The organism is Cupriavidus sp. MEYA8 (assembly GCF_059278825.1).
In genome coordinates, this window is the sequence record NZ_CM181221.1 from 2,210,213 (window position 1) to 2,234,820 (window position 24,608).

The 24,608-nt window shown below is 66.4% G+C and carries 21 protein-coding genes; 5 read left to right on the top strand and 16 right to left on the bottom strand.

Annotated elements, in window-relative coordinates:
• Positions 1–16: 16 nt before the first annotated feature.
• From ugpE to ugpB, 3 genes are all read right to left on the bottom strand, one after another.
• The gene (gene ugpE, locus AC5WJ1_RS10215; protein ID WP_133096505.1) at positions 17–865 is read right to left on the bottom strand and encodes a sn-glycerol-3-phosphate ABC transporter permease UgpE; all 849 of its coding nucleotides are present in this window, start codon (positions 863–865) and stop codon (positions 17–19) included.
• Positions 866–876: 11 nt separating this feature from the next.
• Entirely contained in the window at positions 877–1,758 is an 882-nt protein-coding gene (ugpA, locus tag AC5WJ1_RS10220) for a sn-glycerol-3-phosphate ABC transporter permease UgpA (protein WP_029046178.1), read from the bottom strand.
• 132 nt (positions 1,759–1,890) lie between these two features.
• Positions 1,891–3,207 carry a sn-glycerol-3-phosphate ABC transporter substrate-binding protein UgpB gene (ugpB, locus tag AC5WJ1_RS10225; RefSeq protein ID WP_135705492.1) on the bottom strand — a complete coding sequence of 439 codons (1,317 nt, stop codon included), beginning with the start codon at positions 3,205–3,207 and terminating at the stop codon, positions 1,891–1,893.
• Between the two features lie 194 nt (positions 3,208–3,401).
• Between ugpB and AC5WJ1_RS10230 the strand changes: the two genes are divergently transcribed.
• Positions 3,402–4,193: an HAD-IIB family hydrolase gene (locus AC5WJ1_RS10230; RefSeq protein WP_135705493.1), complete on the top strand. Its 792-nt coding sequence runs from the start codon at positions 3,402–3,404 to the stop codon at positions 4,191–4,193.
• Positions 4,194–4,259: 66 nt separating this feature from the next.
• Here AC5WJ1_RS10230 and ntrC read toward each other — a convergent pair whose 3' ends face one another.
• From ntrC to AC5WJ1_RS10250, 4 genes are all read right to left on the bottom strand, one after another.
• Positions 4,260–5,807 carry a nitrogen regulation protein NR(I) gene (gene ntrC / locus AC5WJ1_RS10235; protein WP_133096508.1) on the bottom strand — a complete coding sequence of 516 codons (1,548 nt, stop codon included), beginning with the start codon at positions 5,805–5,807 and terminating at the stop codon, positions 4,260–4,262.
• A gap of 74 nt (positions 5,808–5,881) precedes the next feature.
• Positions 5,882–7,060, bottom strand: a complete 1,179-nt coding sequence (glnL, locus tag AC5WJ1_RS10240) for a nitrogen regulation protein NR(II) (protein WP_133096509.1) — start codon at positions 7,058–7,060, stop codon at positions 5,882–5,884.
• A gap of 5 nt (positions 7,061–7,065) precedes the next feature.
• Positions 7,066–7,629, bottom strand: a complete 564-nt coding sequence (locus AC5WJ1_RS10245; protein ID WP_133096510.1) for a DUF4124 domain-containing protein — start codon at positions 7,627–7,629, stop codon at positions 7,066–7,068.
• 151 nt (positions 7,630–7,780) lie between these two features.
• Positions 7,781–9,196: a 3-hydroxylaminophenol mutase gene (locus tag AC5WJ1_RS10250; protein WP_116320415.1), complete on the bottom strand. Its 1,416-nt coding sequence runs from the start codon at positions 9,194–9,196 to the stop codon at positions 7,781–7,783.
• A gap of 484 nt (positions 9,197–9,680) precedes the next feature.
• Here AC5WJ1_RS10250 and AC5WJ1_RS10255 point away from each other — a divergent pair, with 484 nt between their 5' ends.
• Positions 9,681–10,145, top strand: a complete 465-nt coding sequence (locus AC5WJ1_RS10255) for a rhodanese-like domain-containing protein (RefSeq protein WP_133096511.1) — start codon at positions 9,681–9,683, stop codon at positions 10,143–10,145.
• 75 nt (positions 10,146–10,220) lie between these two features.
• Here the strand turns inward: AC5WJ1_RS10255 and AC5WJ1_RS10260 are convergent, their stop codons facing one another.
• The 6 genes from AC5WJ1_RS10260 to hrpA all read right to left on the bottom strand — a co-directional run bounded on the left by AC5WJ1_RS10260 (position 10,221) and on the right by hrpA (position 19,253).
• The gene (locus AC5WJ1_RS10260; RefSeq protein ID WP_135705495.1) at positions 10,221–11,045 is read right to left on the bottom strand and encodes a competence/damage-inducible protein A; all 825 of its coding nucleotides are present in this window, start codon (positions 11,043–11,045) and stop codon (positions 10,221–10,223) included.
• A 12-nt stretch (positions 11,046–11,057) separates the two neighbouring features.
• Entirely contained in the window at positions 11,058–11,957 is a 900-nt protein-coding gene (locus AC5WJ1_RS10265) for an EI24 domain-containing protein (protein WP_135705496.1), read from the bottom strand.
• A gap of 168 nt (positions 11,958–12,125) precedes the next feature.
• Positions 12,126–13,100: a sterol desaturase family protein gene (locus tag AC5WJ1_RS10270; protein WP_133096514.1), complete on the bottom strand. Its 975-nt coding sequence runs from the start codon at positions 13,098–13,100 to the stop codon at positions 12,126–12,128.
• Positions 13,100–13,984 carry a polysaccharide deacetylase family protein gene (locus AC5WJ1_RS10275; protein ID WP_494476066.1) on the bottom strand — a complete coding sequence of 295 codons (885 nt, stop codon included), beginning with the start codon at positions 13,982–13,984 and terminating at the stop codon, positions 13,100–13,102. The genes AC5WJ1_RS10270 and AC5WJ1_RS10275 overlap by 1 nt, the downstream gene beginning before the upstream one ends.
• 18 nt (positions 13,985–14,002) lie before the next feature.
• The gene (locus tag AC5WJ1_RS10280; protein ID WP_434033638.1) at positions 14,003–14,989 is read right to left on the bottom strand and encodes a YVTN family beta-propeller repeat protein; all 987 of its coding nucleotides are present in this window, start codon (positions 14,987–14,989) and stop codon (positions 14,003–14,005) included.
• Between the two features lie 142 nt (positions 14,990–15,131).
• Positions 15,132–19,253, bottom strand: a complete 4,122-nt coding sequence (gene hrpA, locus AC5WJ1_RS10285; RefSeq protein WP_135705500.1) for an ATP-dependent RNA helicase HrpA — start codon at positions 19,251–19,253, stop codon at positions 15,132–15,134.
• Positions 19,254–19,333: 80 nt separating this feature from the next.
• Between hrpA and argA the strand changes: the two genes are divergently transcribed.
• Together argA and AC5WJ1_RS10295 are read left to right on the top strand one after the other, a co-directional pair.
• On the top strand, positions 19,334–20,746 hold the full coding sequence (gene argA / locus AC5WJ1_RS10290) for an amino-acid N-acetyltransferase (protein WP_135706289.1): 1,413 nt from the start codon (positions 19,334–19,336) through the stop codon (positions 20,744–20,746).
• Positions 20,747–20,849: 103 nt separating this feature from the next.
• Positions 20,850–21,122 carry an oxidative damage protection protein gene (locus tag AC5WJ1_RS10295; RefSeq protein WP_029046163.1) on the top strand — a complete coding sequence of 91 codons (273 nt, stop codon included), beginning with the start codon at positions 20,850–20,852 and terminating at the stop codon, positions 21,120–21,122.
• Between the two features lie 79 nt (positions 21,123–21,201).
• Here AC5WJ1_RS10295 and rpiA read toward each other — a convergent pair whose 3' ends face one another.
• Positions 21,202–21,888: a ribose-5-phosphate isomerase RpiA gene (rpiA, locus tag AC5WJ1_RS10300; protein ID WP_029046162.1), complete on the bottom strand. Its 687-nt coding sequence runs from the start codon at positions 21,886–21,888 to the stop codon at positions 21,202–21,204.
• 178 nt (positions 21,889–22,066) lie between these two features.
• On the opposite strand from rpiA, the gene tal reads away from it, so the two are divergent.
• Positions 22,067–23,023 carry a transaldolase gene (gene tal / locus AC5WJ1_RS10305; protein WP_133096519.1) on the top strand — a complete coding sequence of 319 codons (957 nt, stop codon included), beginning with the start codon at positions 22,067–22,069 and terminating at the stop codon, positions 23,021–23,023.
• 18 nt (positions 23,024–23,041) lie between these two features.
• On the opposite strand, the gene AC5WJ1_RS10310 is transcribed toward tal, so the two are convergent.
• A complete protein-coding gene (locus tag AC5WJ1_RS10310; RefSeq protein ID WP_240745883.1) occupies positions 23,042–23,773 on the bottom strand; it encodes an SIR2 family NAD-dependent protein deacylase in 732 nt (243 codons plus the stop codon).
• 49 nt (positions 23,774–23,822) lie between these two features.
• Positions 23,823–24,566, bottom strand: a complete 744-nt coding sequence (rlmB, locus tag AC5WJ1_RS10315; RefSeq protein ID WP_012353149.1) for a 23S rRNA (guanosine(2251)-2'-O)-methyltransferase RlmB — start codon at positions 24,564–24,566, stop codon at positions 23,823–23,825.
• Positions 24,567–24,608: the final 42 nt, after the last annotated feature.

Sequence of the window (24,608 nt, forward strand, 5' to 3'; positions counted from 1 at the left end):
CGCCTTGTTGTTCCGCTTATTTTTCGGTTTCGACCAGGCCCTTGACGAACCACTTCTGCATCAGCACCACCACCACCGCGGGCGGGATCATCGCCAGCATCACCGTGGCCATCACCAGGTTCCAGTCGGTGGCGGCATCGCCCGAGCGCGAGATCATCTGCGTCACGCCCACCACCACCGGCGTCATCGACTTCTGCGTGGTGATCAGCAGCGGCCACAGGTACTGGTTCCAGCCGTAGATGAACTGGATCACGAACAGCGCGGCGATGCTGGTGCGCGACAGCGGCAGCACCACGTCCCAGAAAAAGCGCAGTGGCCCCGCGCCGTCGATGCGCGCGGCTTCCGCCAGTTCATCGGGAATGGTCAGGAAGAACTGGCGGAACAGGAAGGTCGCGGTCGCCGACGCGATGATCGGAATGGTCAACCCGAAGTAGCTGTCGAGCAGCCCAAGGTCCGACACGACCTTGTAGGTCGGCAGGATCCGCACCTCGACCGGCAGCATCAGCGTGATGAAGATCAGCCAGAAGAAGGTCTTGCGCAGCGGGAACTTGAAATAGACGATGGCAAAGGCCGAGATGATCGAGATCGCGATCTTGCCCAGCGCAATGCCGAGCGCCATGATCAGGCTGTTCTTCATCATGGTCGAGACCGGCGATGCGGCCTCGCCCACGCCCTGGAACAGCACGGTGCGATAGTTCTCGATCAGGTGGCTGCCCGGGATCAGCGTCATCGGCGCGTCCAGCACTTCTTCCGCAGTCAGCGTCGACGCGACGAAGGTCAGGTACACCGGGAACACCACCACCACGATGCCGAGAATCAGCACCGCGTGGGTCAGGAAATCAAGGAAAGGACGTCGTTCTACCATGGCTGCCTCCGTCAGTACTGGACCTTGCGTTCCACGTAGCGGAACTGCACCACGGTCAGCGCGATCACGATCACCATCAGCACCACCGACTGCGCGGCCGAGCCACCAATATCCATGCCGCGGAAGCCGTCATGGAAAACCTTGTACACCAGCGTGTTGGTCGAGTTGAACGGGCCGCCATGCGTGACCGCGTCGATGATGGCGAAGGTATCGAAGAAGGCGTAGACCACGTTGATCACCATCAGGAAAAAAGTGGTCGGCGACAGCAGCGGGAAGATGATCGACCAGAAGCGGCGCCACGGCCCGGCGCCGTCGATGGCCGCGGCCTCGATCAGCGAGCGCGGGATGCTCTGCAGCCCGGCCAGGAAGAACAGGAAGTTGTAGCTGATCTGCTTCCATGCCGCGGCCAGCACCACCAGCAGCAGCGCCTGGTTGCCGTTGAGCAGGAAATTCCATTCCACGCCCATCTTGCGCAGTGCGTACGAGACCACGCCCAGCGTCGGGTTGAACATGAACATCCACAGCACGCCCGCCACCGCCGGCGCGACCGCGTACGGCCAGATCAGCAAGGTCTTGTAGCCGACCGCGGCGCGGATCACGCGATCGGCAAAATAGGCCAGCGCCAGCGCGGTGGTCAGGCCCACCACGGTGACGCCGATGGCGAAGATCGCAGTGGTCTGGAATGACTCCACATACAGCGGGTCGTTCCACAGCATGCGGAAGTTATCGAGGCCAACAAACTCCAGGTTGATGCCGAAGGCATCCTGTTGCAGCATCGATTGATACAGCGCCTGCCCCGCGGGCAGGAAAAAGAAGATCAGCGTGATCGCGATCTGCGGCAAGACCAGCAGATACGGCAGCCACGGCGAGCGGAAAACAACGCGTTTTTCCATGAACGGATTCCGGCGGATGCCGCGGGTCGCGGCATCGTTCCAGGTACGGCCGGATGCGGCCGGCCACAATGCAAGCGGGCGGAGGTTTCGCCGCCGCCCGCCCTTTCCTATCAGCTTGCTGTCAGCCCGCGCTTATTCGCGCGCGGTCTTCTGGAAGCGCTCCAGCAGATCGTTGCCACGGGCCACAGCCGAGTCCAGCGCTGCCTTGGGCTCCTTCTTGCCGGCCCAGACGGCTTCCAGTTCCTCGTCCACCACGGTACGGATCTGCACCATGTTGCCCAGGCGCACGCCGCGCGACTTGTCGGTGGTCTTGACCACCATCTGCTGCACCGACACATCGGCACCCGGGTTTTTGTCGTAGTAGCCGGATTTCTTGGTCATCTCGTAGGCGGCCATCGTTACCGGCAGATAGCCGGTGGCCTGGTGCCAGTCCGACTGGATCTCCGGACGCGACAGGAAGTTGAAGAACTTGGCCACGCCCTTGTACTCGTCCGGCTTCTTGCCGCCCATCACCCACAGCGAAGCGCCGCCGATGATGGTGTTCTGCGGGGCGCCCTGCACGTCCGGGTAGTACGGCAGCTGGGCCACCGCGAACGCGAACTTGGCGTTCTTGCGGATATTGGCCAGCGAGGCCGACGAGCCGGTAAACATCGCGCACTCGCCGTTATAGAACTTGGCCTGCGATTCCGCCTTGCGGCCGCCATAGCTGAAGTAGCCCTTCTTCACCATGTCCTGCAGGTTGGTGATGTGCTTGACGTGCAGCGGGCTGTTGAAGACCAGGCGCGTGTCGGTGCCGCCGAAGCCGTTGTTCTTGGTGGCATACAGCGTGTTATGCCAGGCGGAGAAGCTTTCCAGGTGGACCCAGCCCTGCCAGTCGGTGGTGTACGCGCAGTTGGTACCCGAGGCCTTGAGCTTGGCCGAATACTGCATCACCTCCGGCCAAGTCTTGGGCGCCTTCTCCGGGTCGAGGCCGGCCTTCTTGAAGGCATCCTTGTTGTAGTAGAAGACCGTGGTCGAGCTGTTGAACGGGAACGACAGCATCTCGCCCTTGGACGAGGTGTAGTAGCCCGCCACCGCCGGGATGTAGGCCTTCTGGTCGAATTTCTCGCCGGCGTCCTTCATCACCGTCGACACCGGCTTGATCGCGCCCTTGGCACTCATCATGGTGGCGGTGCCGACCTCAAACACCTGCAGGATCGCCGGCGCGCCGCCGGCACGGAACGCGGCGATGCCAGCCGCCATGGTTTCGTCGTAGTTGCCCTTGTTGACCGGCACGATCTTGTAGTCGGACTGGCTCGCGTTGAACTTGTTGGCGATCTCGTTCACCTTGTCGTTCAGCGCGCCCTGCATGGCGTGCCACCACTGGATTTCAACGGCGGCGTGCGCGCTGCCGGCCCCGGTCAGGGCGGCCAGCGCGACGAGTTTGAGCGCGGTACGGGATACGGACATCGATGCTCTCCTTGGTCTGTCAGTTTCTGTGCGGTCGAAAACCCGACAGCATGTGATTATTTTGTGACAGCGGCATGTTACGCCGGTCGCACCCGGGCAAGCAAATCAGCAACTTCACGGATCCCGGCCGTTTTGCAGTGCAATAACCGACATAGCCAATGAAGACGGCAGGATGACGGTTACAATGGCCCGCCATGCAATCCCTGAACAAGCTCTCTAATTCCGTGCTGCGGCGCGTGCGCGGCGTGCTGACCGATATCGACGGCACGCTGACGACCGACGGGCGGCTGCCCGCTTCCACTTATCTGGCGCTGGACGGCCTGCGCCAGGCTGGCCTGCACGTCATCCCGGTAACGGGGCGCTGCATTGCGTGGGCCGAGATCCTGACCCGGCTGTGGCCGGTGGACGCGATCATCGGCGAGAACGGTGCCTTCTATTCGCACCTGCGCGATGGCCGGCTGCATACCCGCTTCCTGGACGATGCGGCCACCCGGACGCGCAACCTCGAGCGCATCGATGCGCTTGGCCAGCGCATCCTGCTTGAGGTGCCGGGCTGCGCGCTGGCGTCGGACCAGGCCTGGCACGCCGCCGACCTGGCGATCGATCATGCCGAAGACGTGCCGCCACTGCCGCAGGAAGCGGTGGCACGCATTGCCGCCTTGATGCGCGAGGCCGGCATGACTGCCACGGTCAGCTCCATCCATGTCAACGGCTGGTTCGGAGAGCATGACAAGCTCTCGATGAGCAAGCTGTGCGTGGCGGAACTGCTCGGAGAAGATCTGGATGCTTGCCGCGATGAATGGCTGTTTATCGGCGATTCAGCCAACGATGCCAGCATGTTCGCGCATTTTCCGCTGTCGGTCGGAGTGGCCAATGTGCGGGATATCCTGCCGCAGTTGCCGGTGCCGCCGGCCTTCATCACTGCGGCGGCGGGTGGCGAAGGTTTCGCCGAGATGGCGCAGCGGCTGGTGCAGGCGCGCGGCTGAGATCTGGCAAGGCAAAAAGCAAAACGGCCGGGCACATGCCCGGCCGTTTTTTTCCGCTCTGCCCGCTCAGTCGAATCCCAATTCCTGCAGCTTGCGCGTAATGGTATTTCGCCCGATGCCCAGTCGCGTCGCGGCCTCGACCCTACGCCCGCGTGTGACACCCAGCGCGGCCTCCAGCACCGCCTTCTCGAACCGGCGTGTCAGCACATCCATGACCTCCGGCTGCCCGGCCTCGAGCATGGCGCGCGCTTCGCCGGCCAGCAGGTGCTCCCAGCCGGCGGCAGTGCCGGCCGGCGCAGCGCTGACAGCCGGCGCCGGCCGCACCACGGTCGCCGTATCCGCCTCCGCCACCGGCATGGCAAAGCCGCCGTAGTCGGCCAGCTCATGACCGGCTTCGTACTCGGCGGCACGCGCCTCGACCACGCGCTCGGGCCGCGGCGCATTGATCGGCTCGCTGACGCCAGCCTCCAGCATTTCGCGCGGCAGGTCCTTGACCTCGATGGTCTGCGCCGGTGCCATCACCGTCAGCCAGTTGCACAGGTTCTCGAGCTGGCGCACGTTGCCGGGGAACGGCAGCGTGCTGACATAGGCCAGCGCCTCGTCCGACATGCGCTTGGGCTCGACGCCCAGTTCCTTGGCGCTCTTCTGCAGGAAATGGCGCGCCAGCAGCGTGATGTCCTCGGGCCGTTCGCGCAGCGGCGGCAAGCGCAGCCGGATCACGTTCAGGCGGTGGAACAAGTCCTCGCGGAACAGGCCTTCCTTGACGCGCAGCTCCAGGTTCTGGTGCGTCGCGGCGATGACCCGCACATTGGCGCGCAACGGGTTGTGGCCGCCGACGCGATAGAAGTTGCCGTCGGACAGCACGCGCAGCAGGCGGGTCTGCAAATCGAACGGCATGTCGCCGATTTCATCGAGGAACAGCGTGCCGCCCTCGGCCTGTTCGAAGCGGCCGCGGCGCATGGTCTGCGCACCGGTGAAGGCGCCGCGCTCGTGGCCGAACAGTTCGGATTCGAGCAGGTCCTTGGGAATGGCCGCGGTATTGAGCGCGATGAACGGGCCGTTGGCACGCGGGCTGTGCTTGTGAAGCGCGCGCGCAACCAGTTCCTTGCCGGTGCCCGACTCGCCGGTGATCATCACCGTGACATTCGACTGCGACAGCCGCCCGATGGCGCGGAACACATCCTGCATGGCCGGCGCCTGGCCGAGGATCTCCGGCGCATCGACCAGCCGGTCGTCCATCTCCTCTTCGCGCAGGCTTTCTTCGAGCGCACGGCGGATCAGCTCGACCGCCTTGTCGACATCGAACGGCTTGGCCAGGTATTCGAAGGCGCCGCCCTGGAACGCCGCCACGGCGCTGTCCAGGTCCGAGTAGGCGGTCATCACGATGACCGGCAGCCCCGGGTGCCGCGCCTTGATGGCCTGCAGCAGATCCAGCCCGGAGCCGCCGGGCATGCGGATATCGGAAATCAGCACCTGCGGCTGGTCTTCTTCCAGCGCGGCCAGCACGTCTCGCACATTGGTGAAGCTGCGCGAGAGCAGGCTTTCACGGGCAAGGGCCTTTTCCAGGACCCAGCGGATTGATTGATCGTCGTCGACTATCCAGATCGGCTTCATGTGCGTCGCTTGTCTGCTCGGTGTCATTTGGTCTTCCACATACCCGGCACTGCGGCGCGATCGCTCGCGGACAGCTAGTGCAACGGCAGCAGGATGCGGAAGTCGGTACAGCCCGGCCGGCTCTCGCATTCGATCAAGCCCTCGTGCTGCTGCACGAAGGTTTGAGCGAGTGTGAGACCGAGACCGCTGCCGCCATCCCTACCCGATACCAGCGGATAGAAAATGCGCTCGCGAATGTCTTCGGGGATTCCCGGGCCGTTGTCGATCACATGCAAGTCCAATGCCAGCTTGAACAGGCGCTTGGCGATGGTGACCTGGCGCGCCACGCGCGTGCGCAGCACGATCTGCGCATCGCCGCGCGCAATGCGGTCGGCCAGCGCCTGCGCGGCGTTGTGCACGATGTTGAGCACCGCCTGGATCAGCTGCTCCATGTCGCCCTGCAGCTCGGGCAGGCTGGCATCGTAGTCGCGCACGATATCGAGCCCGTTCGGGAATTCGGCCAGCACCACCGAGCGCACGCGCTCCAGCACCTCGTGGATATTCAGGCTCGATACGATATGCGGATGGCGGTGCGGCTCCAGCAGCCGGTCCACCAGCGTCTGCAGCCGGTCCGACTCCTTGATGATGACCTGCGTGTATTCGCGCAGCGAGCGCTCCGGCAGCTCGAACTCCAGCAGCTGCGCGGCGCCGCGGATGCCGCCAAGCGGGTTCTTGATCTCGTGCGCCAGGTTGCGGATCAGTTCCTTGTTGGCCGAGGTCAGGTCGAGGATGCGCTCCTCGCGGTCGCTGCGCACCTTCTGCTCGTTGGGGAGGATTTCCACCACCACGGTGTCGCCGGACGCTTCCAATGCGGCGATCACTACGTGCGCATGGATGGGTTCCTGCAGCGGCGGGTGCAGCACCAGGTCCTGCCGGCGCACGTCGAACTGGCGCGCGACCACGGTGTCGAGCATGCTGTGCAGCTCGTCCGAGTGGCCGAACAGGTCCGGCAGCGACAGCTCCACCATGCCCCGGCGCGACACGCCGAAGGTCGCCTCGGCGGCGGGGTTGGCGTAGACCACGCGCAGGCCGGGCTGGCGCACCAGCAGCACCGGGTTGGCCACCACGTCGAGGCCGGCATGGAAGGCCACCACGCCCATGGGCAACACCTGGGCGCTGCCGCCCGATTGCACGAGGTCCGGCGCGGCGGTCTCGCCACGGGCGCTGTCGGCACCACCGACCTTGCGCGACACACCTCGAATCAGGCGACGCATAAGACTTAGTCCTTCAGGTTGCCAAGCTCGCGCCGCAGCGATGCCGCGTTGGCCTCGCTGCGCGCGATGTCGTCGCGCAGCGCCGCGGTGCGATCCAGGTATTTCTGATAGTTGCGCTCATTGCCCTGGCGCTCGGGCTGGCCGTTGTTGTATTCGGCGCGCAGCGCCTGCAGCTTGGCCTCTTCGCTCTGCAGTTCCTGCGTGAGCACGGTACGGCGCTCGCTGTCGCGGCTGCGCTGCGTGGCACTGTCCACGCGCGGGAAGCTGGCGTTGCCGGCCGTGGCAGCACCGCCCTTGGCCGCCGCCGGCGCCGGCGCGCTTCGCCCGCCCGGCACGGTCACCACATCGGGCAGGCTCAGCTTCTTGCATCCCTTGCCGGCGCTGCCGTTGCGATACTCGGGTACGCCGTTGGGTCCGGTGCAAACGTAGACGTCGGAAGACGACTGCGCCTGCGACAGCCCGGCCCAGGCACCCAGTGTCAATGCCACGGCACTCACCAGAACAGGGAATCGAACACGAAATTGGTGCGGCGACGCGGCCCGGCTGGCCTTGCGCGAAGAAGCGTCCATGGACATGGCGTTAGGTGTGAACAGGGATGGATCGGGATGGGATCGGATTCCCCATTCTAGCGAGCAAAGCAAAAAGGGACAGCCGAAGCCGCCCCTTTCTGGTGCAACTGTTGCCCGGTCACAACCTGCGTCATTCCCGGGCAAGGGCCGCTTACAGCGAGTAGTACATCTCGAACTCGACCGGGTGCGTGGTCATGCGGAAACGCGTGACTTCTTCCATCTTCAGTTCGATGTACGCATCGATCATCGAGTTCGAGAACACGCCGCCGCGGGTCAGGAACTCGCGGTCGTTGTCCAGGTACTCCAGCGACTGATCCAGGCTCGAGCAGACGGTCGGGATCTTTGCATCCTCTTCCGGCGGCAGGTCGTACAGGTTCTTGTCGGCGGCTTCGCCCGGGTGGATCTTGTTCATCACGCCGTCCAGGCCGGCCATCAGCAGCGCCGAGAAGCCCAGGTACGGGTTCATCAGCGGATCCGGGAAGCGGGTCTCGATGCGGCGGCCCTTCGGGTTGGCCACATACGGGATACGGATCGAAGCCGAACGGTTGCGGGCCGAGTAGGCCAGCTTGACCGGGGCTTCGAAGCCCGGCACCAGGCGCTTGTACGAGTTCGTGCCCGGGTTGGTGATGGCGTTCAGCGCGCGGGCGTGCTTGATGATGCCGCCGATGTAGTACAGCGCGAATTCCGACAGGCCGGCGTAGCCGTTGCCGGCGAACAGGTTCTGGCCGTCCTTCCACACGGACTGGTGCACGTGCATGCCCGAGCCGTTGTCGCCGACGACCGGCTTCGGCATGAACGTGGCGGTCTTGCCGTAGGTGTGAGCGACGTTCTGGATCACGTACTTCTGCAGCTGGGTCCAGTCGGCGCGCTGCACCAGCGTGCTGAACCTGGTGCCGATTTCGTTCTGGCCCTGGCCAGCCACTTCGTGGTGGTGGACTTCAACGGGGATGCCCAGCGATTCCAGGATCAGGCACATTTCCGAACGCATGTCCTGGAACGTGTCGATCGGGGCGACCGGGAAGTAGCCGCCCTTCTTGCCCGGACGGTGGCCGGCGTTGCCGTGCTCGAACTCCTTGCCCGACGACCACGGGGCTTCTTCGGAATGGATCTTCACGAAGCAGCCTTGCATGTCGACGTTCCAGGTCACACCGTCGAAGATGAAGAACTCGGGTTCCGGACCGAAGAAGGCGGTGTCGCCCAGGCCGGTGCTCTTCAGGTAGGCTTCGGCGCGCTTGGCGATCGAACGCGGGTCGCGGTCATAGCCCTTGCCATCCGACGGCTCGATCACGTCGCACGACAGCACCAGCGTCGGCTCTTCATAGAACGGGTCGATGTGAGCCGTGTTCGAATCCGGCATCAGCAGCATGTCCGAAGCCTCGATACCCTTCCAGCCGGCGATCGACGAGCCGTCGAAAGCGTGGCCGCTTTCGAACTTGTCTTCATCGAAGTGCGACACGGGCACGGACACGTGTTGCTCCTTGCCTTTGGTATCGGTGAAACGGAAGTCGACGAACTTGACGTCGTTTTCCTTCACCAGCTTCATCACGTCTGCAACGCTGTGGGCCATGCCAATCTCCTGGGTATTCGGCAAATGTCTGTGAAAGCCAATTCTTGGGCCTGTCGCCGGCGGCGCCGCTGCATGTCGCCGCGCTTGCCGACCTCGCCACGAAAGGACGGGGGAATGTTAGCAGAAAGCATGCCAAGCAAACGCCCCACTGCTTTTCCCGGCCCGAAAAATGTGCAACTCCGGCGAACCGCGCACCGTCGCGGGGTAGGCGCGATCCGGAGGGCCGTGCCAGAAAGCGCCGGGGTGGCGCACCATCGACATGCACACTCGGGTTCCGCCCACCAATAAAACACCACAATGGTGCAATGAGCAAGTAATCGCACCGCATTAGTGCAGTGGCACCAAAATCGGTCATAGCGTGCCCGGTCGTGATGCCATACAGCCAGCGCGGTGCGTGTTACGGCCGCCGGGTTGCCGCGGCGCTATAGAATACCGGGTTACGGCCTTCGCGCCCTCAATTTCATCCATTTCATTTGTCACGCAGATGACCACCCGAGACGATCTTCTCCAGGCCGCCCAGCAGCGCCAGCAACAGAACCAGCTCCCGTACTTCGGCGCGCTGTCGCCGCAGGAAGCCTATGCCCTCCTGCAGAACGATCCCGCGGCGGTGCTGGTCGACGTGCGCACGCAGGCCGAGCTGGACTGGGTCGGCGGCGTCGATGTGCCCGACGCGCAGTTCGCCCATGTCGAATGGATGGCGTACCCGGGCGGCGCGCAGAACGCCCGCTTCATCGAGGAACTGAAGGCGCGCGTGCCGGCCGACGTGCCGGTGCTGTTCCTGTGCCGCAGCGCGGCGCGCTCCAAGCATGCCGCGCGCGTGGCGACCGAAGCCGGCTACCACTTCGCCATGGACGTGCTGGAAGGCTTCGAGGGCAATCGCGACGAGCATCACCACCGCAAGACGGTCGAAGGCTGGTGCGTGCGCGGCCTGCCGTGGCACGGCGCCTGAGCGCCGCCGCGCCGGAATGACGAAAGGGGCAGCGTAGGCTGCCCCCCCTTTTTGTTGGTCCGCTATTGCGAACGCTCAGGCCTGCGCCGATTCCCGCGCCGGCTGCTCGACGACTTCAAACCCCATCGCGCGCACCCCGTCCAGCAGCATGGCATAGGCGGGCGGCACCAGGTCGGCCGGCCCCTTGACGCCCAGGTCGATGTGCCGGCGTGCGAAGCGGTCGCCGCGCTGCACGTCGCCGACCGAAGGCAGGCTGAACACGCGGATGCCGGCAAAGGCGGCTTCTACTGTCTCCATCAGCGGGGTCAGCGTGGACTCGGGCGCCTCGAACACATAGAAGGCGCGTTCCTGGTGCTGCACCTGGTGGAACAGGTGCGCGTACTCATGGTCGAGCACCCACTCCATCATCGGCCATGCCATCACCGGGAAGCCGGGCATGAAGTGGTGATGTCCCACGGAGAAGCCCGGGATGCGGTTGTAGCTGTTGGGGATGATGCGCGCGCCTTCGGGAAACTCGCCCATCTTGAACCGGTGCTGGTTTTCCGGCTGGCTCAGGTCGGCCTTGACGGGATCGCCGCCTGCGGTCTCCGCAATGCGCAGCGCGATCTGCTCGCGCGCCTCGGGATGCAGCTGCAGCGGCACGCCCAGCGCCGCGGCAGCGCACTGGCGCGTATGGTCGTCAGGCGTTGCGCCGATGCCGCCGGTGCAGAACACCACGTCAGTGCCGGCGAAGGTGCGCTTGAGCGTGGCGGTGATGCGGCCGCGGTCGTCGCCGACATACTGCGCCCAGTCCAGCGCCAGGCCGCGCGCGCCCAGCAGTTCGATGGTGCGGCGCAGATGCTTGTCTTCGCGCCGCCCCGACAGAATCTCGTCGCCGATGATGATCAGGCCGAAACCCATGTTGCCCTCGCTTCAGGAATGTTCGATGCGCCGCACGTCGGAGGGCGCCAGGTCGATGATGTCGCCGCCCGCGGACGGACCGGTCGGCTGCTGTGCCGGCGGCGGTGCGCGATCTGCAGCACGTTCGGCGCGCAGCTGCGCCAGCGCGCGCAGGCAGAAGTGGCCGAACCACAGCGCCGAAAAGATAAAGATCAGCACGTACAGCCACAGCGTGCCCGCCAGCACGAACGGGAACAGGAAGATCACCGCCGCGGACGACACCCACAGCAGTGTCGGCGCCGAGCCCAGCAGACCCACCGCCACGCCGATCACCAGCAGCGGCGTGCGATGGCGCCGCATCAGCGTCTTGCGCTCTTCCGCGCTGGCGTGGTCGGACAGCGCGTCATAGGTCATCACCCGGTAGGTCAGCCAGCCCCACAGCACCGGCGGGATCAGCGCGAAGAACGGCGGCACCAGCCATAGCGGCAGCGTCACCAGCACCAGCAACAGGAACACGACGGTGCTGCCCAGGGACTGGAACACGCTGCCGAGCACGCTGCCGCCGTGGGCCTTGGACAAGTCCGGGTAGCTGCGCTCGAGGTGGCGCACCACGGCTGGCACCGAGAACACGCCGATAAACATCAGCATCGATGCGATCACCAGCGGCACCACCAGCGCGGCGACGAACAGCGGCGCCACCACGGCCCGCATCGATTGCAGGCTGAGCCAGTCCAGTGCGCTGTAGATCCAGCTGGTCAGCACCGAGGTTTCGAGAAAACCGCGCGTGGCGGTCATGATGGGATCCCAGCCCCACCAGAGCAGCCCGCCCCAGAAGAGCGTGGCCAGGACGAAAGGCAGCACGGTCAGCAGCAGCATGCGGGGATGCAGCTGGCTGACGAGCGCGCGGCCAAACGAGCGGAAGATATCGTTCATGCAGCGTGGGGCCGAGCGTGAATTCGGCGATTATGCAGTGGAAGGCGGAAACAGCCGACATTCGAGCCGGCATTCGAGCCGGCGCCGGGGCCGGCGGCAAACCGGAACACTAGCATACGCCACTTGCCGCGGCCACGCGGACTGCCGCGCCGGCAGTAGAGGATCGCTTCAGCGCAGCCGCAGCAGGCGCTTGATGCCGTACCACTGGTGGGCGAGGAAGCCAGCCCCGTAGTCGTGGCCCTTGCCCAGCGGCGGCGGCAGCTGGTCGCGGATACCGGTGGGGTGATAGGTCTCGGTGAAGACCGCGGTGCCGAACAGCATGTCCCACCAGGGAAAGATCACGCCGTAGTTGCAGCCGCCCAGCCGTGCCGGGGCGCCGTCGGCTTCATGGCCGATGCCCACGGCATGGTGGGTGCGGTGGAAGCGCGGCGAGATCAGCAGGCGTTCGCCGATGGCGCCGAAATGCAGCCGCACATTGGCATGCTGCAGGCTCTGCAGCAGCTGCGACAGCGCCACCAGCAGCACATACTGCGACGGCTCGACACCCACGCCCAGTGCCACCAGCGCAAACACCAGGTCGCGCAGCATGTCGTCCAGCAGGTGGTTGCGGTTGTCGCTCCACAGCGTCATCTGGCGCTGGCTGTGGTGCACCGCATGCAAATGCCACCACCAGCGGAACGTATGCGACAGGCGGTGGTACCAGTAGTCGAGCAGGTCGAACAGCAGCAGGTAGACGAAGAAGCTGACCAGCGGCACCGAGGTCACGCCCGGCCACCAGTCCTCGACATTGACCCGGTGCCAGCCCATCAGGCGCAGATGCCCTTCGAGCGAATCCGTCAGCGGCGCCAGCAGGAAGAACATGGCGAGGCGGAACAGCCCGAGGCGGTGGATCGCCGTGTACAGCATGTCGGTGCGGATCGCCGCGCGGTCGGCCACCGGCTCGACCGGACGCCATTTTTCCAGCGGGCCCAGGATCAGGAACATCGCCGCGATTTGCACCAGCCCCACCAGCAGCCACTCGGTGCCGGTGAAGGCCTCTTCGGCATAGCGGCCAAACCCGAGGTCATAGACCACCGGCAGCACCACGTCCTGGAACAGCGTGCCTTCGACCTGTCCGATCCAGCCGTTGAGCGACTCCCACATTACCGCCTGCCCTCCTGTTGACCGATGGCATGCCGGGCGATCCAGTCGCGGTAGGCCGGGTGCTCGCGCAGCGTCGCGAAGCAGAAGCCCTTGCGCTCCAGCCCGGACAGCAGCGGCTCCAGCACGCCCGGCGCCCACGGGTCCTTGCGCGACCAGATGCCCAGGTGCGCCATGGTGATGTCGCCATCGCGCAGCCTGTCGAGCGCGCGCTCGAGCAGCATGGCATTCGGGTAGCGATCCGACGCCAGCTCATCGCCCAGGAAGCCGGCCGGCGCCCAGCCGACATGGCGGAAGCCGCACTGCTCGGCCCATTGCAGCGTCTGCGGCGCGGTGCGGCCGCCCGGGGCGCGCCAGATCGGCATCATCTCGGCACCGGTCATGTCACGGAAGGCGTCGGCGCTGCGGCGCAGTTCGCGGCAGAAGCCGGCAGCATCCATCACCGTGTCCTTGCCGGCCTGCGCGCCGAACTGCGGCCGCATGGTCACCTGGCCCGCACGCACGCCGCGCAGGTAAACATGGTCGAAGGTATGCGTGCCGAAGGCATGGCCATCAGCGGCCAACGCCTTCCAGTACGGCGCCCATGACGGGTCGAGCGAGCTGTCCTGCCGCACCGTGGGTTCATTGGCCAGGAAGAAGGTCGCGCGGATCCTGTGGCGGCGCAGCGCGTCGGCGATCAGCTGGGCCTGGCTCATGCTGCCGGTATCGAAGGTCAGGTAGAGCGTGCCGGCCGGGCAGGCTTTTGCCGCGGCCCCGGTTGCATCCGCCGCATGCAGCGCAGAGGGCAAGGCGCAGGCAAGCGCGAGCCCGGCCAGCATCCTGCCGAATCGTCTGAATCGTCCCAGGCGTCCGAACCGTCCGAAACGCGAAGCCCTGGTATCGCGCATGATCCTGCCCCGCCCCGTCTAGTACAGCGGCGCGCGCGTGCGGAAGTAGATGCCGTGCGGCGAGCGGCCGACGCGCACGGTCTTGACCAGCTTGCGGCTCGGCACGTCGATCAGCCCGACCGAGCGCGCCCAGCGGAACGTCACCCACAAGGTCTTGCCGTCGGCGGTCAGCTCCATGTCGTCCGGCCCGGGTGGCAGACCCGTGATGTCGCCGATCTTGGCCAGCGTCTGCTGGTCGATGATGCTGATGCTTCCGGTCACGCGATTGCTCAGGAACAGGTGGCGCTTGTCGCCCACCGCGCGGAAGTTATGCGCGCCCTTGCCGGTCTGGATCTGCTTGACCACGGTGCGGGTGCGCCAGTCGATCACGGCAATATAGTCCGCACCGGTCATGCCGACCAGCAGGTATTTCTGGTCCGGCGTCAGCCAGATGCCGGCCGGCGCGGAGCCGGCCTCCATGCGCCACAACACGTTCTGCGTGATCAGGTCGATCGCCACGACCTCATTCGAGTCCTGCAGCGTGATAAAGGCGATGCGGCTGTCGGCGGTAAAGGCGATATGGCTTGGCGTCTTGGCCAGCGGGTATTGCTTGGCCAGCTTCAGCGCCTTGCCGTCCCAGCGGTAGACATCGACCCGGTCGAGCCGGTTGCCGGTGGCGACAAACCACTTCTGGTCGGGCGAAAAGCCGATCTGGTAGGGGTCGTCGATATTGGGAACACGCTGCTGCACCTTGCCGGTCGCCGGGTCCAGGAACACCAGGTCATTGCCGACCGCGTTGGCGACGATCAGCGACTTTTCATCGGGCGTCGCGATCAGGTGGTGCGGCTCCTTGCCGATCGGAAAGGTCTCCAGCACCTTCTGCGTATCCTTGTCGATCAGCGTGACGGTTGCATCACCCGAATTGAGGATCACCACCACTTCCGCCGATGCCGGCGCGGCCATCAGGCCCAGCGCGAGCGCGCCCACCGTGATCCTACCAGCCACCAACCGACGCAATGCAAACATAAGACCCGCTACAAGAAGAACTGAATCGGCGATTCTAACGTTTGGGCGGCTAATTCCGCTGACGTCGCGGCTGACGGCGAACAAGAATTTGGCAGATTGTTGCGCCGGCACGACCATTTGCGGCCGTACCGGCGCCCGAGCCTCAGCGCTGCATCGATTCCCAAACCTTCTGCAGCCGCTTCACCGACATTGGCACCGGCGTGCGCAGCTCCTGCGCGAACAGCGCGATGCGCAGCTCCTCCAGCATCCAGCGGAACTCTTCCAGCCGCGCGTCCTCGCCGCCACGGCCTTGCGTGCGCAGTTGCTTTTCGGCGCGCTGCCATTGCTGCAGCAGCGGCGCCATCTCCTGAATGCGCTGGGTATCGCGCGCCGGATCGCCCTTGAGCTTGTCGATGCGCATGGCGATGCCCTTCAGGTAGCGCGGGAAGTGGACCAGTTGCGTGTACGGCGTCTCATCGATAAAGCGCTTGCCCACCAGCCGGCCGAGCTGCGCTTCCATGTCGGCGTAGGCGGCGGCGAACGGCTTGGCCTGCAGCAGCTTGCGCGGCAGCCCGGCGTATTCGGCAAGGATCGCGCCGGCAAGCCGTGCGATCTCCTGCGCCAGCAGCGACAGCCGCGTGCGGCCCTCGTCCTTGCGGGCGTTGAACTCTGCCTCGTTGCGCGGCAGCGGCGACTGCATGCAGGCGCGTTCCAGCGCCAGCATCACGATCTGGTCGCGCAGCATTTCCTGCGTACCCAGCGTCATGTACTGCATCGCCATCTGCTGCAGCCCGGGGATGTTCTTCTCGATGAACTTGACCTGCTCGCGCAGTTGCAGCGCGAACAGCCGGCGCAGCCCCAGGTGGTGGATGCGCGCGGCTTCCTGCGGATCGTCGAAGACCTCGACGTCGCAGTGCGTGCCGCGGTCGACCAGCGCCGGGTAGCCGAACAGCGTCTGGCTGCCCTTGCGGATCTCCAGCAGCTCGGGCAGCTCGCCGAAGGTCCAGCCGGTCAGGTTCTCGTACTGGCCGGGCTCGGCCGCCGGCAGCTGCGCGGCCTGGTCGGGCGAGCCGGCTTGCGCGGCCGCCTGCGCTGCAACGCGCTGGAACGACTGCTGCGCCTGGCCGCCCAGCTCGGCGCGCAGTTGCGCCAGGTTGCGGCCCATGTCGAGCTGGCGGCCGTGCTCGTCGATGACCTTGAAGTTCATCGCATGGTGTGCCGGCAGCGTTTCCAGCTTGAAGTCGGCGCGCTTGACCATGGTGCCGGTCTCGCCGCGGATATCGGCGATCAGCACGTCCAGCAGCTCGCCCTCGCCGAACCGCTGGCGCGAGACAAAGCCGGCGGCAAAGTCCGGCAATGGAACGCAATGGCGGCGCAGCTTCTGCGGCAGCGACTTCAGCAGCAGGTGGACCTTTTCCTTGATCATGCCGGGGACCAGCCAGTCGGCACGCTCCTGCCGCACCTGGTTGAGCGCGTACAACGGCACGGTCAGCGTCACGCCGTCGCGGTGGCTGCCGGGCTCGAAGTGGTACGTCAGCCCCATGTCCACCCCAGCCACGTTCATGGTCTTGGGAAACAGGTCGGTGGTGATGCCGGCCGCCTCGTGCCGCATCAGCTCGTCGCGGTTGAGGTAGAGCAGCTTGCGGTCCTTGGCGCTTTCGGCCTGGTACCACTGTTCGAAGGTGGTCTGCTGGTTGATCTCCGCCGGGATGGCGCGATCGTAGAAGGCGTAGATCAGCTCGTCGTCGACCAGCACGTCCTGCCGGCGCGACTTGTGCTCCAGGTTTTCGATCTCCCGCACCAGGCGCTGGTTGTGCGCGAAGAACGGCAGGCGCGTATCGAATTCGCCCTCGACCAGCGCGCGGCGGATAAAGAGCTCGCGCGCTTCCTGCGGGTTCATCGGCCCGTAGTGGACGCGGCGGTGCTGGTAGACCACCAGGCCGTACAGCGTGGCCCGTTCCAGCGCCAACACCTGGCCGGCCTTCTTTTCCCAGTGCGGATCGCTCCAGCTCACCTTGAGCAGGTGGCCGCCGATCTGCTCCAGCCATTCCGGCTCGATCCGCGCCAGCGTGCGCGCGAACAGGCGGCTGGTCTCGACCAGCTCGGCCGCCACGATCCAGCGGCCGACCTTGCGCGCGATCAGCGAGCCCGGCCACAGGTGGAACTTGATGCCACGCGCGCCCAGGTACTCGCGGCCCTTGCCGTCGCCGTCCTCGATACGCACGCCGACGTTGCCGAGCAGGCCAGTCAGCAGCGCCTTGTGCACCTGCTCGTAGGTCGGCTCGCTTTCGTTCAGGCGCCAGCCCTGCTCGGTCACCGTGGTCAGCAGCTGCGAATGCACGTCGCGCCATTCGCGCAGGCGCAGGTGCGACAGGAAGCTGGCGCGGCACTGGTCCTGCAGCTGGCGGTTCGACTTCTTGTGCGTGACCGCCTCCTCGAACCACTTCCACAGCTTGACCCAGCCCAGGAACTCGGACCTCTCGTCCATGAACTTGCGGTGCGCCTGGTCGGCGGCTTCCTGCGCCTCCTGCGGGCGGTCGCGCGGGTCCTGCACCGACAGCGCGCTGGCGATGATCAGCACCTCGCGCAGGCACTGGTGCTCGCGCGCGGCCAGGATCATGCGGCCCACGCGCGGGTCCAGCGGCAGCTTGGCCAGCTGCCGCCCCGTCGGCGTGAGCTGGTTGCCGTCGTCGACCGCGCCCAGCTCCTGCAGCAGCTGGTAGCCGTCGGCGACCGCGCGGCCCAGCGGCGGTTCGATAAACGGGAACGACTCGATATCGGTCAGCCGCAGCGCCTTCATGCGCAGGATCACCGCCGCCAGCGACGAGCGCAGGATTTCCGGATCGGTAAAGCGCGGGCGACCGGTGAAATCCGACTCTTCGTACAGCCGGATGCACACGCCGTTGGCCACGCGGCCGCAACGGCCGGCGCGCTGGTTGGCGGCGGCCTGCGAGATCGACTCGACCTGCAGCTGTTCGACCTTGTTGCGGTACGAATAGCGCTTGACGCGCGCCATCCCGGTATCGACCACGTAGCGGATGCCCGGCACCGTCAGCGAAGTTTCGGCGACGTTGGTCGCCAGCACGATGCGGCGCGTGTTGGACGGCTTGAACACCCGCTCCTGCTCCTGCACCGACAGCCGCGCGAACAGCGGCAGGATCTCGGTATGCGGCGGATGGTGCTTGCGCAGCGCCTCGGCGGCCTCGCGGATCTCGCGCTCGCCCGGCAGGAACACCAGCACGTCGCCCGGGCCGACGCGGCACAGCTCATCGACGGCATCGACGATGCCGTCGTACAGGTCGCGCTCGCGCGCCTGCGCGCTGCGCGGCGCGGCGCCCGGCGGCGCGTCGTCGGTAACCGGGCGGTAGCGCACTTCCACGGGGTACAGCCGGCCGCTGACCTCGATCACCGGCGCGGGCTTGCCGTTGAGCGTGAAATGCTCGGCAAAGCGCTGCGCATCGATGGTGGCCGAGGTGATGATCACCTTCAGGTCAGGCCGCTTCGGCAAGATCTGGCGCAGGTAGCCGATCAGGAAGTCGATGTTCAGGCTGCGCTCGTGCGCCTCGTCGATGATGAGGGTGTCGTAGGCGCGCAGCAGCGGGTCGTTCTGCGTCTCGGCCAGCAGGATGCCGTCGGTCATCAGCTTGACCGACGCGCCCGCCGACATGGTGTCGTTGAAGCGCACCTGGTAGCCGACATGCTCGCCCACCGGCGACCCCAGCTCCTGCGCGATGCGCTTGGCGGTGGAGGTGGCGGCGATGCGGCGCGGCTGGGTGTGGCCGATCAGCCCCCCGCCCTCGCGCCCCGGCCCGCGCCCGATAGACAGGCAGATCTTGGGCAGCTGCGTGGTCTTGCCCGAGCCGGTCTCGCCCGACACGATCACGACCTGGTTGGCCAGCAGCGCCGCGGCGATCTCGTCGCGGCGGGCTGAGACCGGCAGGGCCTCGGGGAACGTGATCGGCGGCAGCGGGTTGACCGCGCGCGGTGGCTGTGGCGCACGCGGCGCGCGCTCCTGGCGCAAGCCTCGCGGCTGGCGCTGGCCGGATGCGTCGGCCGGACGGGCGGCAGCGGGGTCCGGGCGTCCGGCCGGCGGCCGGACCGGGCGCTGGGCCTGCCCTCGGGTCTGCCCCGCGGTCTGGCCCGCGGTCTGGCCCGCGGTCTGCCCTTTAGGCGGCCGGGACGGATTGGATGGCGTGGACTGGCCGGCACCGGCCGGCGTCTGCGGGGCGGCGGGTTGACCTGGCCTGGCGGGCTTTACAGCCTTGAAGGGGCGTTGTTCTGACATTGGCCGGGATTATAATCCGCGGGATGAACGCCAGAACCGATACGCCGCAGCCGGCGACCCCTTCCGACACGGCAGCCGCTATGGCGGCGGAGCCGCCCGCCACGGCCGAACTCCCCCCGCCCGCCCCGACTTCCACCACGCCCGCCACCGCACCGGCGCCGGCGGACGCCATCGAACGCGGCGGCCCCGATCACCAGCAGTTCGTCGACTGGCTGCGCATGGTGGCGCCGTATATCCATGCCTTCCGCGGCAAGACCTTCGTGATCGCATTCGCGGGCGAACTGGTCAAGTCGGGCGTGCTCAACGCGCTGGTCAACGACGTCGCGCTGCTGCACGCGATGGGCATGCAGATCGTGCTGGTGCACGGCTCGCGCCCGCAAGTGGAAGAGCAACTGGCACTGCGCCATGTCGAGTCTCAATTCGTCGACGGCGTGCGCATCACCGACAACGCCGCGCTCGAATGCGCCAAGGAAGCCGCCGGCGAACTGCGCCTTGACATCGAGGCCGCCTTCAGCCAGGGCCTGCCCAATACGCCGATGGCCGGTGCGCAGCTGTCGGTGATTTCCGGCAACTTCGTCACCGCGCGCCCGGTCGGCATCGTCAACGGCACCGACTACCAGCACACCGGGCTGGTGCGCAAGATCGACGCCGAGTCGGTGCGCATGTCGCTGTCGCACGGCAAGGTGGTGCTGCTGTCGCCGCTGGGCTTCTCGCCGACCGGCCAGGCCTTCAACCTGTCGATGGAGGACGTGGCCAGCGCCACCGCCACCGCGCTCAAGGCCGACAAGCTGATCTTTATCACCGAGGTGCCGGGCGTGCCCGACCCGGTCGGCAAGCTGATGCCGGAAATGTCGCTGCGCACGGCCGTGGAGCGCCTGCAGAACAACCACCTGCCGCACGACGTGGCCGACTACCTGCGCCACCTGGTCAAGGCGCTCAAGGGCGGCGTGCCGCGCGCGCACCTGATCCCCTACGCGCTGGACGGGTCGGTACTGCTGGAACTGTTCCTGCACGATGGCGTCGGCACCATGCTGTCCGATACCGACCTCGAAAGCCTGCGCGAAGCCACGCTGGACGACGTCGGCGGCATCCTGCAGCTGATCGCGCCGCTGGAAGCGGACGGCACCCTGGTGCCGCGCGGACGCCACCTGATCGAGCGCGATATCGCCAATTTCTCGGTGATCGAGCACGATGGCGTGCTGTTCGGCTGCGCCGCGCTCTATGACTACCCGCGCGAGAACATGGGCGAGATGGCTTGCCTGACGGTCTCCGCTGAAGCCCAGGGCACAGGCGACGGCGAGCGCCTGCTCAAGCGCATCGAGCGCCGCGCCCGCGCGCTCGGCCTGGAGCGCCTGTTCGTGCTCACCACGCGCACCGAGCACTGGTTCCTCAAGCGCGGCTTCGTCCACGCCAATGTGGACGACCTGCCAGAAGACAAGCGCAAGCTCTATAACTGGCAGCGCAAGTCGATGGTGCTGATGAAAAAACTGTGACGGCGTAGGGTCAATGGCCGCCGCGCCGCGGCCAGCCGCCCTGCTTGGCTACAATAGCGCCAGCGCCCTGAGCCCAGTCTAACGAACGTACAAGGAGTCCCCCATGGCCCGCATGGTCCATTGCATCAAGCTGAACAAGGAAGCCGAAGGCCTCGACTTCCCGCCGCTGCCCGGCGAGCTGGGCAAGAAGATCTGGCAGAGCGTGTCGAAGGAAGCGTGGGCCGGCTGGCTCAAGCACCAGACCATGCTGATCAACGAGAACCGCCTGAATATGGCCGACACGCGTGCGCGCCAGTACCTGATCAAGCAGACCGAAAAATACTTCTTCGGCGAAGGCGCCGATCAGGCCCAGGGCTACGTGCCGCCGCAGTCCTGATTCCGGACCGCATCAGACGACAAAGGGGTGCCCGAGGCGCCCCTTTGTCGTCTGGCCGCTGACGGGCCGGCCAGCCGGATCAGTAGTCCGTGCGCTGCACACCGTCGCCGGTGCCAAGCAGCAGCACGTCCGCGCCACGCAGCGCGAACAGGCCCACGGTGACCACGCCCGGCACCTGGTTGACGGTCTGCTCCAGCCCGCGCGGATCGTCGATCTTCAGGCCGGCGACGTCCAGAATCACATTGCCGTTGTCGGTCTTGTAGATGCCGCCTTCCTTGGTCATGCGCAGCTTCGGCTGGCCGCCCAGCGCCTGCAGCTTGCGCGCGACTGCCGCACGTGCCATCGGAATCACCTCGACCGGCAGCGGGAAGGCTCCCATGGTGCCGACCAGCTTGCTGCCGTCGGCGATGCAGACAAAGCGCTTCGCCACCGAGGCAACGATCTTCTCGCGCGTCAGCGCGCCGCCCCCGCCCTTGATCATGGCGCCGCTGGCATCGATCTCGTCGGCGCCGTCGACGTACACGGGGATCTCGTCGACCTCGTTCAGGTCGAGCACCTTGAACCCGTGCTGCTGCAGGCGGCGCGTGGAAGCCTCGGAGCTCGACACGGCACCCGCGAAGCGCTCCTTGAACGCCGCCACGGCATCAATGAAGAGGTTCGCGGTGGAGCCGGTGCCCACGCCCAGCACGGCACCTTCGGGAACTTCCTGCTTCACATAGTCGGCGGCGGCCTGCGCCACCAACGCCTTGAGTTCATCCTGAGTCATGACAACAGCCAGATTGCGGTGGAGGAAACGCATAGTGTAGCGGATTGAGCGGCATCCCCCGTCACCGGCGGTACAATGGATTGGCCGGGGCCGGTGCTTGCCGCCCTGCCACCGCAAACCGAATCGCCAACGATTCAGCGCCAATTCAGCGCCAATTCAGCGCCAACGACTAAGCGACATGAACCAGCTCGAACAACTCAGGCAGTTCACCACGGTAGTGGCCGACACCGGCGACTTCCAGCTGATGAAGCAATACACCCCGCAGGACGCGACCACGAACCCCTCGCTGATCCTGAAGGCCGTGCAGAAGCCCGAATACCGGCACTTGCTGGAAAAGGCGGTGCAGGATCACCATGGCAACGGCGGCGTCGATGCGGTGATGGACGAAGTGCTGATCGCCTTCGGCTGCGAGATCCTGGCGATCGTGCCGGGCCGCGTCTCGACCGAAGTCGACGCGCGCCTGTCCTTTGACACCACCGCCACCGTCAACAAGGCCCGCCACCTGATCCAGCTGTACGAGCAGCGCGGCATCGCGCGCGAGCGCGTGCTGATCAAGATCGCCTCGACCTGGGAAGGCATCCGCGCGGCCGAGATCCTGCAGCGCGACGGCATCCGCTGCAACATGACGCTGCTGTTCTCGCTGGTGCAGGCGGTGGCCTGCGCCGAGGCCGGCGCACAGCTGATCTCGCCCTTCGTCGGCCGCATCTTCGACTGGTACAAGAAGCAGGCCGGCGAGCAGTGGGACCCGGTCGCCAACGGCGGCGACAACGATCCCGGCGTGCGCTCGGTGCGCCAGATCTATGACTACTACAAGAAGTTCGGCTACCCGACCGAGGTGATGGGCGCGAGCTTCCGCAGCACCGCGCAGATCCTGTCGCTGGCCGGCTGCGACCTGCTGACCATCAGCCCGGAACTGCTGGAGCAGCTGGCCGCCGGCCAGGGTGCGCCAGAGCGCAAGCTGTCGGTCGACCAGGCCCAGGCCGCCAATATCGCCCGCATCACGGCGGACGAGCCGTCGTTCCGCTGGCAGCTGAATGAAGACGCAATGGCCACCGAGAAGCTGGCCGAAGGCATCCGCCTGTTCGCGGCGGATGCAGTCAAGCTGGAAAAGCTGATCGGCGAGATTGCCAAATAAGAAGCCGGCGGGGCCGGCTCAGTCCGGCTCCACCCCCGGTTGCGGCCACAGCAGCGGCAGCAAGGCGCCTGCCGCTGCCGGCACCACCAGGTCCGCGGTCTGGTCCAGCGCGGACGGCAGCGGGTTGATCACGATGACGGGCGCGCCGTGCTCCTTCGCCAGCCCCGGCAGCGCGGCAGCCGGATAAACCAGTCCCGACGTCCCCACCACCAGGCACAGGTCCGAAGTCTCCGCCGCATGCTCGGCGCGAAAGCGCGCCACGCGCGGCAGGTCTTCGCCGAACCACACCACGCCCGGGCGCATCAGTGCCCCGCACAAATGGCAGCGCGGCGGCATGCCGGGCACCGCGCTGGCTTCCTCGCAGCGCCCGCACCCGTCCAGCCATTTGTTGGCAAACAGGTTGCCATGCAGTTCGATCACATGCTGGCTGCCGGCACGCTGGTGCAGGCCGTCGACGTTCTGCGTCACCAGCGTGACGGTCTTCTGCGCGGCCAGCGCCACCAGCGCGTGGTGCGCCGGATTGGGATGCGCGGCCGCCACGAGCGCGCGCCGGTGCAGATACCACTCCCACACCAGTTCGGGCTGGCGCCGGTAAGCCTCTTCGCTGGCGAGCTCCTCCGGATTGAACCGTTCCCACAGGCCAGTCATCGCTTCGCGGAAGGTCGGCACGCCCGACTCGGCCGAAATGCCGGCACCGGTCAGCACGAAGATGCGGCGCGCCTGCGCGATCAGCCGACGCGCCTCTTCCATCCCCGGCCAGGGCTCAGAGGTGGAACGTAGCGGATCGGCCACCATGGCTTCAGCGCGGCAGGCGCCGCTGGCGCACCGCTTCGTACAGGCAGACGCCGCTGGCCACCGAGACGTTGAGGCTCTCGACGCCGCCGGCCATCGGGATGCCGACCAGTTCATCGCAGGTCTCGCGCGTCAGCCGGCGCATGCCCTCGCCTTCGGCGCCCATCACGATCGCGGTCGGGCCCTTGAAGTCGATGTCGTAGAGGGATTTCTCGGTACCGTCGGCGGTGCCGATCACCCAGATGCCGCGCTCCTGCAGCTCGCGCAGCGTGCGCGCGAGGTTGGTCACGGTGATATACGGCACGGTCTCGGCCGCGCCGCTGGCCACCTTGGCCACGGTTGCATTGAGTCCGACGCTGCGGTCCTTGGGCGCGATCACCGCGTGCGCGCCGGCGCCGTCGGCCACGCGCAGGCAGGCGCCAAGGTTGTGCGGGTCGGTGACGCCGTCGAGCACCAGCAGCAGAGGCGTGCCTTCGATGCCATCCAGCAGTTCGTCCAGGTTCAGTGCCAGCGCGACGTCCTCGGCGCGCGCCACCACGCCCTGGTGCCGGTCGGTGCCGGCCATGCCGCGCAGGCGCTCGGCATCGACGGGGTGCAAGCGCACGCCCAGGCTTTCGGCCAGGCGGACGAAGTCTTGCATGCGCCGGTCGCGGCGGGCGGATTCGATGTAGATATCCGACACGCCCTTGGGATCTTGCCGCAGGCGCGCGGTCACGGCGTGGAAGCCGATCAGGAGTTTTTGTTTAGCCATGGGCGCGATTGTACTCGCCCGTGCGCCGTCCCCGCGCGGGCG